The organism is Mycobacterium sp. 23 (genome assembly GCF_048287075.1).
GTDB classification, from domain to species: Bacteria; Actinomycetota; Actinomycetes; order Mycobacteriales; family Mycobacteriaceae; genus Mycobacterium; species Mycobacterium gordonae_B.
In genome coordinates this window covers 4,288,909-4,301,374 of the sequence record NZ_JBLVUX010000005.1, presented here as the reverse complement: position 1 = coordinate 4,301,374, position 12,466 = coordinate 4,288,909, and the positions used below count along the sequence as shown (strand labels likewise).

Below are 12,466 nucleotides of genomic sequence, written 5' to 3'. Positions count from 1 at the left end.
TCGCGTATCCCATCGCTGCACAAGATTGAAACCATCACACCAACACCGGAAAGAAAAGAAATGAAAGACTCAGTGCTGTTCACCGCTACCAAGCTCGGCCCCTATGAGGTCAAGAATCGCATCGTTCTTCCCCCGTTGACCCGTTCGCGCAGTTCGCAGCCCGGCAACGTACCCAACGAACTCATGGCGGATTACTACACGCAGCGCAGTGGTGCCGGGTTCATGGTGACCGAAGGTACGCAGATCGAACCGCGCGGGCAGGGCTACGCCTGGACACCCGGGATCCACAACCTTGAACAGGTTGCGGGTTGGCGCAAAGTCACCGATGCGGTTCACACCGCCGGTGGGGTGATCTTCAACCAGCTCTGGCATGTGGGACGGGTGTCGCACACCTCGTTGCAGCCCGACGCCGGCGCACCGGTCGCCCCGTCGGCCATCACCGCGGACGCCGTGAAGGTTTTCGTCGAAACGGGCCCGGGAGCCGGAGCGCTGGCGCCGCCGTCGCCGCCGCGGGCTCTGACGACCGGCGAGGTCAAAGACGTCGTGCAGCTCTACGCCGACGCCGCGCGCAATGCTCTCGACGCCGGATTCGACGGGGTGGAAATCCACTCAGCCAACGGGTACTTGGTCAACCAGTTCATGTCCACCCATACCAACCACCGCAACGACGAATACGGCGGTTCCCTGCAGAATCGCCTCCGGTTCCTGCGCGAGGTGGTCGAGGCAGTTGCCGGCGTCGTCGGTAAAGACCGTCTGGGTGTGCGGTTTTCGCCATTGTTCACCACCACTGGCGAAGACCGTGTCTACCTTGGCCTTGTCGAAGATGACCCCCATGAGACCTACATCGAGGCGGTAAAGATCCTCGAAGAGGTTGGCATCGCATACGTGTCGTTGGCCGAGGCCGACTGGGACAACGCTCCCGAAATGCCGGAAAGCTTCCGTGTCGCAGTGCGCGAAAACTTCAGCGGAACCATCCTACTGGCGGGCAAGTACACCGCCGAACGCGCAGTCCGTGCCATTGAGGCTGGCTGGGCCGACTTGATCGCCTTCGGCCGACCGTTCATCGCCAACCCAGACCTGCCCGAACGGATCGCCAACGACTGGCCGCTCAACACCCCCGACCCGAGCACCATGTACGGCGGCACCGAGAAAGGCTACACCGATTACCCCACCTACCGTAGCTAGTAACCGAACCACGTCTTGCCGTGCAGTCGATCAGGCTGCACGGCAAGACGAGTCGCACCTCGGATGCTCCGCGGCCCAGCCGAACCGCCTACGAGAAACGTTTCATGCGGACCCAACCGCGAAGCCGCCAACGAGGTACGACATGCGCCGACGACGATCACCGATGGGCCGCGCAGCGTTCTGGCCAACTACCCAGCGCATCGGCACAAACTCGCAGGTACGCTAGTCCCTATACACGACAGGATCCGCAACATGTCTGTTCTCCAGCTCCCGGTGTGTCGAACTAGCAACGCCGCCACTGGATGTAGGCCCACGTTTACTAACTACTGTGCAACATCCTTCAGATCGGCGGCCCACCCGCGTAGCATGACCACGAAAGGGATCATAAAATGCTGAGCACTTCACCTGAACGTACTAATTCCCAGAATTCAATAAGTATTGATGTCAACGAGGCATTGAAAGCCCTCGATAACCCTACCCGATTAACGATACTCAGTTGGCTCAAGGATCCGCGAAAAAATTTTCCCGAACAGGATATCGATCCACAAGAAGTCGGCGTGTGCGTGAGTATCATTCAAAAACATGTCGGCTTATCACAGTCGACAGTGTCGTCATATATGGCAGTTCTGCAACGCGCGCAATTGGTAACCTCCCGACGGATCGGGCCCTGGACATACTACAAAAGGCACGAAAAGAATATTGAGTCGCTGCTGGAAGCCTTGAATGCGCTGATTTAACCGCTGCGCGCTCTCCTTCGCTGACCAACTGAGCACGAGCCAGCCAGGTAATAGCCTGCGGTAAAATCGACAGCCGTCATTTCACTTTTAACTGAACACGCGAGGACGCGGGGCTACCATCATTAACTGAGACGGCTTGATATTGCTTCGCGCAGCCCAGCCCGGCATCCACGTCAACGCCATACCGTTACAGAGGCAACTCCACTATGTCACCAAGTTCTGACAAACAGATCGGCGCCGCCCCAATCGCTCTTCCCGAACGTTCTCGATACATCCGGCACATGCGGCAGGTCAGTCATTTCGCGGAGTATCGATGATGCCAACGCCTGTAGTATTCAGCGACCTGGACGGTACGCTATACGTTGGTGACGAGCTCGTTCCCGGCGCGCCTGAGGCTGTGACAAGACTCCGAAACATGGGTTGCACGCTCCGTTTTCTCACCAACACCGATACTGTGCCACCACAGACCCTCCAAGAAACACTGCGCGAGCGCGGATTCGACGTTCGTGTCGGCGAAGTTTTCACCCCCGTATCCGCTGCCCTGCAACTCTTTGAAGCAACGCGCGGCCGGATCAACGTATTGCCGGTGGTGTCAAGCGCCTTGCTTCCGACATTTGCCCCCTACCGCCACGCCGGCGGTGCGATCACCCATGTCGTCGTCGGCAACACTCACGACACGCTAACGCATCAGCTACTCGACTTGGCGTTTCGCGCTCTCGAGCGCGGTGCGACCCTTATAGCACTCCAAAGAGGGAAGTATCGAAAACGCCCCGACGGCAACCATATCGACACCGGTGCGATCACGGCAGCACTTGAGCACGCCACCGGCGTCACCAGCAAACTCCTCGGCAAACCATCACCAGAATTTCTGCGATCCGCCGCAGCGAGCGTGCCCGTCAAGCCGAACGCACTCTGGCTGATCGGCGACCAACCCGCCAACGATATTGCCATGGGAAACGCGGTAGGCGCACACACAATCCAGGTACGCACCGGCATGTATGCCGACCAAATCGACCTTACCCAGACACATCCCGCAGAAACCACTCTGGACTCCATCGTTGACATGCCCGCTTGGCTAACGCGCAACGAGCACCAGCACTGATAGCCATCTAGCCGTACGACGGTGCCTGCGCTGTGAGTGTGGTAGTAACCGGTGTACGCGGCTTTACGGCCCGTGCCGCCAGACGTGCTCATCCACCCCGCGCACCGCCACGCCATCCAAGCGGGCCTGGTCAGCGATGAGCAAACCGCTGGCCCACCGTCAGTTCGGCTGGGAGCGCCCCGCGGCGCCTTCGGCTCACACCGGACCGCCTATGACCGATCAACCGAAAGGACCGCTGGCACTGGGAAGCCCGTCCCACCCGGCGCCACGAGACCAGCAACCGCGACCCGCCCACAAGCCTGACCCCGTCAACTGCGACCCGGAGTCCGGCGACCATCGCCTTGGACGGAAATCGAGACTAAGACGCCCCAATACCATCTTCCTAGATATAGCGATATCGCGATATCTAGATTAGAATCGTAGGAGTGACGCTCCGATCGGCAATTAATCTGCGAGGGCCGCAACTGACGCGGTGCCCAGCGAAAGTCGCCCAGCTGCTACTTGCCGGGTCGGCGTGCGTCGCTGCGATAGTATTCGCCGCAACGGCGACAGCTGAGGATTCTGCTAGCGATGCTGGAGCTGAATCGCCCAGCATCAGAATGACACTCGGCGAGACGACGACCAAGACGACGGCTCCTTCTGAACCTCGCACGCCGTTCGCTGAGCCAGCCGTCAAGGCAATGGTGCCCTGCGGATTCACATTCGGCTGCTGAGCGTGCCCAAGAGACTGCCAAGCTCGTCCCAATCGATCCAAACGACAGACCCAGTCTAGCCACCCGGATCTTTCATCCGAAACCCGTGAAGTGAAAGGTGTTTCGTGATCAGCAAGGACATGCCTGAGGCTGGGCGCCCGTCGCTGATGGCCATGTCTAACGATTTGACCACCAAGGTGGCAATCGCCTTCGAGGCTATCGGTCAGCCGACGATGCTGCGACTGACCATGTCGATGACAGCGCAGCAGTGCAACAGCCTTCGATGCTGCGGTGTTGGACATATAGCATTGACCTGCAACTTATTTGGAACGAGATGCTGTAGCAGGGGCTGACCAGATAATCGACTGTGACCACACCGCAGTGGACGTTGGAGCCACTCTGGTCCGGGCAAGTGTAGATGCCGGTCAGCCGTATCAGGGACCGACTTGGTGCGAGGGCTCCCTCGTCGGGACACCTTGGCGCACTTGGTGTTCGATGTCGTCTTTCTTGGTCCACTGAGAAGGGTGACCGGGTAGATGCCCAGATTGCCGGCGGACTAGCTCGGTGAAGTTCGCCGAGAGCGTGGAGGCATCGACAATAGGGGTCGAGATGCCAGGGAAACGGAAGAAGTACGACTAGGAGTTCCGTGAGGGTGCGGTCCGGATCGTCGAAAAAACGGGTAGGCCGGATCGCCCAGGTTGCTCGTGACCTGAGCCGTATGAGGGCACGCTGGGTAGCGCGGACACGGGCGGCCCGCGAGGGTCGCGGTGAGCTGACCCAGTCTAGCTGTATGTATCGCGCCAGTGGATCATATCTTTGAGTTCGCGAAAGTCGAATCCGTCTGCGTTCGGGTGGATTTCAGTGGTAAAGAACGTTACCCCCATACTCGCAAATGCGTCGGCGTCGGCGCGGCCTGTCCAGTGCACTGCGCGTTCAATCGCCGACTCATCGCGCCCTACTACCTGTGCCAACTCGCCAAGCAGTGCATTCTTACGCCGGTACTCGGCGGGGCTGGCGAACGTATGCCAGATGTCGGCGTACCGTGCCACCAAAGGCAGCGTGCGGCGCACCCCCATGCCGCCGATGAGAATCGGGATGCTGCGTGTCGGAGCCGGTATCAGTTTGTCGAGCCGCTCGCTTATGCGTTTCAGGCTGCTCTCGAATAGGTCCATCCGTGACTTGACGGTACCGTACTCGTAACCGTAAACGACGTAATCCTTTTCATACCAACCGGATCCAATCCCCAGAATCAGGCGGCCATCGCTGATGTGATCGACTGTGCGGGCCATGTCAGCGAGAAGATCCGGATTGCGGTAACCGACACCAGTTACGAGCAAGCCGATCTCGGCGCGTGAGGTGATCTCGCCCCATGAGGCCAGCGACGTCCAGCCTTCGAAATTATTGACGTCGGGCTGCACGGGTAGGAGCTCGGGCAACCCGTCGGAGGTCGGGGCGGTTGCGGGCTTGTGGAAATGGTCGTAGCCGAAGATTGCGTCTACGCCGAGTTGTTCGGCGGTGATCACTGCGTCGCGCCAGGTGCGGTAGTCAGGGGTGTCTCCTGGCCACAGCTGCACACCGACGCGAACAGGCAGGTTCCGACGGTTAGACATATTGACATACCTCATATTTCAATGGGATGCGCAGGACACGCACTAATCGATGCGCGCCGCATTCGGCGCCCGTGTGATCGGAATTGATGGCAGCATGGACTGTGCAGTTAGCTGGTGTTCAGACGGCGGTGCGGCCGCCATCTACAGCGAGGGTGACCCCGTGGATGTAGCTGGCTTGGTCGCTCGCCAAGAACACAATCGAGTTGGCGATTTCTTCAGCCTGCGCGGGACGGCCCGCGGGAGCAGGGCCAACCAGTCCGCGAAGCCCCTCACCCATAGCAGCGGTGCCTTCGGTGAACGTCGGTCCGGGGCTGACCGCATTGACCCGTATGCCCCGCGGTCCGTACTCGGCTGCCCACGTTTTGGTGAGGGATACGACCGCGGCCTTGCTGGCGCCGTACAGGCTGGTTCCGACGTTTCCGTACTCGGCAACCATCGTTGTGACATTGACGATCACGCCATTGCTGCGTTCGGCCATCTTGGGGGCTAGTTCGGCAACCAAGAAGAACGGAACGCGGACGTTGAGATCGAACACCGCGGTGAAATCTTCTTCGGTCATCGATTCGGTGGGTCCGAACGGATAGACGCCGGCGTTATTCACCAGCACATCGACATGGCCGAGCCTTGTAATAGCGTCAGCAGCGAGCAGCCTCGCGGATTCGGCGTCGTGCAGGTCACTGCTGAGAAACTCGGCCTTGCCACCCGTGGCCTCGATCTCTCCTACTAGCTGTTGCCCACGCTCCGCGCTCCGGCCTGACACGGCCACTACGGCACCGTGACTAGCCAGAGAGACGGCAACAGCCCGCCCGATTCCGCTAGTTCCGCCGGTGATGAGAACGCGTGCCTCGGACAGTTGCACAGCCATCGTTCATCCTGCTTTCTTATGGTCGACCGGATTGTGTGCCGCGGCCAAGGTTTCTTCGTACGATCACATGCGACCAATGAGTGTGCGGACGACGGTCAAGCGTTACAACTCTCGGCCGTCCCGCAGAGTGCTATAGGGTTCAGCGTGGCGATGCTCGCGCTGGAACACCGTGTGTGCAGGGTCTGCTGGCAAGCCGATCCCGAGTGGAAGGACAAGTATTGCGTTCGTCGGGCTTAGCACCCCGCCCCCGCGATCTGGACACCGCGGGCGGACTGACACATCCGCCAGTTCTAGAAATGAGGAGGTCGTCCCGATGAGCAATTCAGAGCGCGTGACGTTCGCTGGCAGTAGCGGCTCGCTGTCTGGGCGACTGGAGACTCCAGAACAGCCACCCACGACGTGGGCGGTATTCGCACACTGCTTTACCTGCGGAAAAGACAACTCGGCTGCGGCGCGAATCTCTCGTGCCCTCACCGGCAGTGGTATCGGCGTCCTACGCTTCGACTTCACGGGGTTGGGGGACTCCGAGGGCGACTTCGCCGCGACAGGATTCAGTTCCAATGTCGATGACTTGGTGTGTGCAGCCGACTTCATGCGAGCGAGCCACGGTGCGCCAACGATGCTGATTGGGCACTCCCTCGGTGGGGCTGCGGTGCTTGCGGCGGCGTCGCGAATCGATGACGTCAATGCCATTGCCATCATTGGTACACCGGCAGATCCCGGTCACGTAGCGGGCCTGCTGCGCCAGTCATGCGACGACATCGCGGCAGGTGAGGCGACTATATCTATCGCCGGTCGCGAGTTCCGTCTGCAGCAGCAGTTCCTCGATGACATCGCAGCACAGCCCCAGCGGGAACGTATCCGAGCGGCCGACGCTGCACTCCTAGTGTTGCATTCGCCGACCGACCAGGTGGTCTCAGTCGACAATGCCCGAGAGATCTTCGACATCGCGCGGCACCCCAAATCCTTTGTGGCACTTGACGGCGCTGATCATCTGCTCAGCTGCCGTGACGACGCCGAGTACGCCGCTACTGTGATAGCTGCCTGGGCTGGCCGTTACCAGAAGCACCGTGCGAGCACAGGTCTGACTCGCAGCGACCCTCCGCCGGGTGACGACGGTGTCGTACGGGTCGCAGAGCGGGGTGATGCGAGAAATCTCACCCAGGACATCACGGTCGGTTCTCACCGCCTTGTTGCAGACGAACCTCGTCCGATCAGCGACGACATGGGCCCCACCCCGTACGACCTATTGCTCGCCGCGTTGGGAGCCTGTACGTCGATGACGATCAGGATGTACGCCGAACGCAAACAATGGCCACTGGAAAGCGTGGTTGTCGATGCCCGCCATTCCCGTGTCCACGCGCAGGACTGTGCCGGGCTCGACAAAACGAAAGGGTTCATCGATCGCATTGAACGCAACATCATGTTGCAGGGACCACTGAGCGCCATCCAACGCGACAGGCTCATGGAGATCGCCAGCAGGTGCCCAGTGCACCGCACTCTCCGCTCCGAAGTGGACATTCGCACGACCGGGCGACTCCGTGATAGTAATCATTCCCAGCTTTGACCAGCATCCTCCATCATCGGCGGAGTCGCCCGCGGAGCCCGAAGCACGAATCGTGGGGGCCGCGAACGCTTCATCGCATGAGCCCATTGCGTCCCGTTGGCGTAGTGCGGATTAATGTCCGGTACAGAAGTGGTAACAGGGTAGTTTGCGCGAATGCGCATCCGACCGGGCACCGTGGTGCGCCGGAACCCGCCCACAGGTAGCCTGAACCCCGCGGCGATGAGCTCGAAACGACTCACTTGTGTTGCTGTGCCGCAAAGTACGCCGATACTTTTTTTCACGAACGCGATATCGCGTTACTTCTCGGCGATCCCCGCACGCAACCGGGTGCCAACTCGGCACGCTCGACCGCGGTCAGTCACCATCCGGTGAAACCTGTGCGCATCGGTGGCAGCGCCGTCCCGGAGCCATTCGGCCGCCACCCATTTACGTAACAGGTGCTCGTGAACATTGAGTTCCCGGCCGATCTCGGCGACCGGCTGGGCCACCATCAATCACCCGCCGAGCGGTTTGAACCTTGAACTCCGCCGTAAACGACCGACGAGTCCTGGACATACCCCATCCTCCCAGCGGAACCCCGTGCCCCCGCTATCTCGGGTGTCCACTGAAACTGGGGAGGCTCACCACACGCCAACGCCCGGGTGACCAAGAGCGCAAGCATGCAAATAGTTGCGCACGAATAGGTTTGGTCAAGTTAATCCCGACGAAGCCCGCTGTGACCTTCGCAAGCCGATGCCCGAGTCAAACAGCGATAAATGCTACCAACAACTGTAGGCGCCAGCCCCGCGCGATCGCGCGTGCTTGCCAGGCGCTAGGACTGCATCATTTGGCGCGCAGGTGGCACTCTGTGGTTGTAACAGGGCGTCACCGCCAATCCTTGAAAACCTCAAGTAGCTGCGCGCGGAATTCCGGTGCCAACTCGCTTTCACGGATCCGGCCCAACGTGCCGATAGTGACCCGAAACTGCTGCAGGTAGTTATCGCATCCGTCGCATTCGAGCAGGTGCTCATCGAACCGTGCCCGCGTTTCGAGGTCGAGTGAGCCGTCCAGATAGGCAGTGACAATTTCGACGAGCTCGTTGCAATCGAGTGGGTTCACGACGCATCTTTCAGATAATTTTCGAGAGCCGCTCGAATCACCGCACGGCCACGATGAAGCAGTACCCGCTGGTTCGCAGCGCTGATCTCGAGTAGTGCACAGACCTCATCGGAATCGAGACCGAGCATGTCGCGCATCGTCACGACAATGCGCTGACGCTCGGGCAGCGTATCGAGATTGCGCTTGGCGACGTCGGTGAGTTCCCTGCTCAGAGCCGAGCCCTCAGGGGTGTCCGGGAAAGGCGTCGGTGTCTCCTCCGCCTTCCAGTGCCCGGGCAGCTCGTCGCCAGCAGCACGGAACCGCTCGGGGTCAACTGTGCCGCCGGTGAACGCTTTGATCTGAGTGTCGACGTGCCTGCGTTCCTTGAGCCCTCTAGCCTTGGCGATATTGACAAGAACCGTAAAAAGCCAAGTACGTAGGGACGACCGTCCCTCGAATCTGTCCAAACCCTTAAGGAGCGCGATCCACGTCTCCTGCACGACGTCCTCGGCATGCTGCTCACTCGGCACGTAACCACGCGCCACCCGCAGCATCGCCGGAGTGTGACGATCGACCAACCGAGCAAAAGCTCGATGGTCGCCGGCGCGAAGTGCAGCGACCAAAGCGCCCTCGTCTTCCGAAACCGTGGCTGCGGTCATGGTCACTCAGCGACTGTACTCTACCGGTATAGCGATGGCGCTACCGTCGGCTCAGCCATACCCGTCATACTTCTATTGACCGGGATTCCCAATCAGGTGCGAGCTGAATTGCCTACATTTCGGCAGAACTGCGCTCTCGAACGACTTGGTGAAATACCTGTAAAGTTCGGCCGGACGATGCGGCCGCGAGGTCTCGCCCTTGATACCAGTAAAGAAAGTCCTCACGTGCGAGGTCAGGGCATGTGTCCCACGGTGGCCGGCGGTCTGGCCCGGCTCTGGTCGCCGCGCGAGAGGCGCAAACGCCGTTGGCCTGGCGGTGGCAGGCGCGAACACGGCCGGTGTTCTCACTGAGTGGTGGGCGCTGGTCTGGTGCTCGGCGGCGGACGCAGGGCGCAGTGGAGCGACCGGCGCGGACGGGAGCGCCAGCGGACGGAAGCGAAGGGAGCGCAGCGAAGCCCGGAAGGTAGCCGCCGAGCTGTCGCTTGTGCTCAACGTGTGGTGAGGAGTTCGATCAGGGTGTCGGCGTTGCGGCCGAGGTGGTCGAGGGCACTGCTGCCCTTGGCGGCGGTGGCCTGGGATGGTGAGCCGATGACGCCGGTGGGTGCGTAGGCGTGGATGCCGAGGCTGGTGAGGTAGCGGCGGTCGTTGGCGGTGTGGTCGCTGGTCTGCCAGCCGTCGCGCAGGTAGTCGGGATGGGTGGCGAGCAGGATGGAGGTTTCCAGTTCGCCGGCGTGCATGTCGTCGTGGTTGCTGCTGTGGATTCCTGCGGCGGCGCGGGCCTCGGTCCAGTCTTCGCGGCTGGGGTAGAGCCCAACCTTGACGGGGTTCTTGGGGTGGTTGGCTTGTTGGACGACGTTGGTGAGTACCGCGTTGCCGCCGTGGCCGTTGACGACGATCAGCCCGGCGATGTTCTGCTGTGCCAGCGATTCGATGATGTCAGCGACGATCGCGGCCAAGGTGGTGGCGCTGATGCTCATGGTGCCGGGGTAGGCGGCGTGTTCATGGGAGCAGCTGAACGCGACCGGTGGTAGCTGAAATACGTTGTGGTGCTGACTGATTGCGGATGCGATGGCAGTGGCGATGAGGGTGTCGGTGCCCAGCGGAAGGTAGGGGCCGTGTTGTTCGAATGAGCCGACCGGCAGCACCGCGACCGTGTGGGTGGCCGCGGGGTCGGTGGTGGTGGTGTCGGGGATGATTCGACGGCTCACGGGGTGACTCCTTGGGTGGCGTTTTTGATGCGGCCGGCAAGCTGTTGCAGGATCGGGTCTTTGTTTCGCCGTCGACGGTCTCGCACGATTGTGCCTGCCCTGGCCAGATGAATCCTGGCTCGCTGCGAGGGCGCGGCCAGGTAGCCCGGGATCGCTGTGGCGGTCAGTGCCAGTGCTTGCTGGTATTCGCCGGTGGCGATGTAGGCGTGCAGGAGTCGCATATCGGCCACGGTCTGATCGCGGTGCTGCTGTGATGTCCAGGCGTGATGGTGCCCGGCGAGCAGGGTTAGGGCTTTATCCGGGTCACCGATGCGCAGGTAGCCGGAGGCGATCTCGCTGGCGACGTAGGCGCCGTGGGCATAGATCGCATGATCATGCGGGTGGGGTTGCAGGTCACCGAGTTCGAGGGCTGCGGCGGCGTGGCGATGAAATCCCCGCTCATTGTGATTAGCCAGCTCGGCAAGGGCCTGTTGGCGGGCGATGCTGGCGGCCAGGCGACCCACGTCGTGGCCGTCGATGAGGTCGGCGGCATCGGTGGCCAAGGCGGTGGCCAGGTCGGGGTTGGTGCGGGTGAGAATGTTGGATTGGCGCATCAAGATCATGGCGTTGAATGCCGGGCCGGCCGTACGTAGGTGCAGGGCTGCGGTGTGGGTGAGCTTCTCCGCGGCGGCGTGATCTCCGAGGTCTTGGGCGATCCACCCGGCAACTTCGGCGATAGCCCCAGCGGCGCGCCGCATCTCTGCCTTGACCTGCGAGGGTGCGTGGGCAATCAGGGATTCGATGGTGACCAGATCGGATTCCACCAGGGGGCGGGCGTGTTGGGGGCCGAAGGTGTGCTCAGCTTGGATGTGGGCATGTTGCTGGGCCTCGATGACGGCGAGTACGTCACGGTCGACGGGTAGTTGTATCAGCAGCGGGTGCGGCAGCTCGGTGGCGATCGGCACGCTGAACATTTCGTCGGGTTCGACGCCGAACACCGCGGCCAGGTCTTCACGCCACAGCGGGCCGAGCATTCCGGTCCGCTCGATCTGGGCGATTTTTTGCCGCAGGGATTCCCGCGCGGGCAGTTCGGGATCGCCGCGTAGCTTGCGCACGTTTTCGACCTCGATCGCCAACTCACGCAAGCTGTAGCCGTAGCGTTTGCGGGCTTGGCTGAGCCGCTGCGCATTGAGTGCCCGGATCGGGTCGACTGCGGCCATGGCTTCGATCATGCCGCATACATCAGCGCAGGTCAGCTACGTGTGCGCGTGTGCGGTCATCACCAGTATCACTGCCTGTCACTTCCGGGCGCATCCGGGATGGCGCTGTCCTTGAGTGGCGGCCGAACAGACCGCGCCAACACCGCAAGGAAGGACAGCAATCCATGAAGTTACGTATCGACACCACCGGGGTGACGTTCCTCTGTACTCGGATTCCCGAGCAGCGCACGAATTTCGACACCGGTGCACCGCGCGTGGACAAGGCCACCGGGCAGGCGTTGTGGCAGGTGCAGCTGATCGCCCTGGACGCCACCGGCGGTGAAGTGCTGGCGGTCACCGTGGTCGGGGAACCGAAAGTCGTTGTCGGCCAGCCGGTGTCTGTGACGGGTCTGGTGGCGTTGCCGTGGTCGCAAGACGGCCGCTCGGGCATCGCGTACCGCGCCGAAGCCATCACCGCCACCGACCTCGCCACCGTCAAGACGGGCCAGCAGGCCCGGTAACCGCAGGCCGGCCCGGCAGCCCCGCGACAGCGTGCGCCTATGGGCTGCCGGGCCGACGCTCCCGC

At 61.6% G+C, this 12,466-nt stretch carries 12 protein-coding genes; 5 read left to right on the top strand and 7 right to left on the bottom strand.

Translation table 11 applies throughout. The features are described 5' to 3' along the window. Window positions 1-60 precede the first annotated feature (60 nt). The 3 genes from ACNQS7_RS21080 (at window position 61) to ACNQS7_RS21070 (ending at window position 3,024) form a co-directional block, all read left to right on the top strand. Entirely contained in the window at window positions 61-1,185 is a 1,125-nt protein-coding gene (locus ACNQS7_RS21080; protein ID WP_016343720.1) for an alkene reductase, read from the top strand. Window positions 1,186-1,574: 389 nt separating this feature from the next. Beyond that, a complete protein-coding gene (locus ACNQS7_RS21075; RefSeq protein ID WP_196760141.1) occupies window positions 1,575-1,922 on the top strand; it encodes an ArsR/SmtB family transcription factor in 348 nt (115 codons plus the stop codon). Window positions 1,923-2,235: 313 nt separating this feature from the next. Next, the gene (locus tag ACNQS7_RS21070) at window positions 2,236-3,024 is read left to right on the top strand and encodes an HAD-IIA family hydrolase (protein ID WP_016343718.1); all 789 of its coding nucleotides are present in this window, start codon (window positions 2,236-2,238) and stop codon (window positions 3,022-3,024) included. A 1,474-nt stretch (window positions 3,025-4,498) separates the two neighbouring features. On the opposite strand, the gene ACNQS7_RS21065 is transcribed toward ACNQS7_RS21070, so the two are convergent. Both ACNQS7_RS21065 and ACNQS7_RS21060 read right to left on the bottom strand, forming a co-directional pair. Further along, window positions 4,499-5,326, bottom strand: coding sequence for an LLM class F420-dependent oxidoreductase (locus ACNQS7_RS21065; protein ID WP_016343717.1), 828 nt, complete (start codon window positions 5,324-5,326; stop codon window positions 4,499-4,501). Between the two features lie 118 nt (window positions 5,327-5,444). Then, the gene (locus ACNQS7_RS21060; protein ID WP_087139732.1) at window positions 5,445-6,191 is read right to left on the bottom strand and encodes an SDR family NAD(P)-dependent oxidoreductase; all 747 of its coding nucleotides are present in this window, start codon (window positions 6,189-6,191) and stop codon (window positions 5,445-5,447) included. 313 nt (window positions 6,192-6,504) lie between these two features. Between ACNQS7_RS21060 and ACNQS7_RS21055 the strand changes: the two genes are divergently transcribed. Further along, window positions 6,505-7,758 carry a bifunctional alpha/beta hydrolase/OsmC family protein gene (locus ACNQS7_RS21055; protein ID WP_016343715.1) on the top strand — a complete coding sequence of 418 codons (1,254 nt, stop codon included), beginning with the start codon at window positions 6,505-6,507 and terminating at the stop codon, window positions 7,756-7,758. Between the two features lie 296 nt (window positions 7,759-8,054). Here the strand turns inward: ACNQS7_RS21055 and ACNQS7_RS21050 are convergent, their stop codons facing one another. From ACNQS7_RS21050 to ACNQS7_RS21030, 5 genes are all read right to left on the bottom strand, one after another. Continuing rightward, window positions 8,055-8,249, bottom strand: a complete 195-nt coding sequence (locus tag ACNQS7_RS21050; RefSeq protein ID WP_016343714.1) for a hypothetical protein — start codon at window positions 8,247-8,249, stop codon at window positions 8,055-8,057. Window positions 8,250-8,622: 373 nt separating this feature from the next. Beyond that, window positions 8,623-8,856, bottom strand: coding sequence for an anti-sigma factor family protein (locus ACNQS7_RS21045; RefSeq protein WP_016343713.1), 234 nt, complete (start codon window positions 8,854-8,856; stop codon window positions 8,623-8,625). Further along, complete coding sequence (locus ACNQS7_RS21040) at window positions 8,853-9,494, bottom strand: RNA polymerase sigma factor (RefSeq protein WP_016343712.1); 642 nt, start codon at window positions 9,492-9,494, stop codon at window positions 8,853-8,855. Before ACNQS7_RS21040 ends, ACNQS7_RS21045 begins: the two co-directional genes overlap by 4 nt. A gap of 488 nt (window positions 9,495-9,982) precedes the next feature. After that, entirely contained in the window at window positions 9,983-10,702 is a 720-nt protein-coding gene (locus ACNQS7_RS21035) for a creatininase family protein (RefSeq protein ID WP_024637276.1), read from the bottom strand. Beyond that, complete coding sequence (locus ACNQS7_RS21030) at window positions 10,699-11,901, bottom strand: hypothetical protein (protein WP_136245959.1); 1,203 nt, start codon at window positions 11,899-11,901, stop codon at window positions 10,699-10,701. Before ACNQS7_RS21030 ends, ACNQS7_RS21035 begins: the two co-directional genes overlap by 4 nt. 164 nt (window positions 11,902-12,065) lie before the next feature. Between ACNQS7_RS21030 and ACNQS7_RS21025 the strand changes: the two genes are divergently transcribed. Beyond that, on the top strand, window positions 12,066-12,401 hold the full coding sequence (locus ACNQS7_RS21025; RefSeq protein WP_024637274.1) for a hypothetical protein: 336 nt from the start codon (window positions 12,066-12,068) through the stop codon (window positions 12,399-12,401). The last annotated feature ends 65 nt before the right edge of the window (window positions 12,402-12,466 follow it).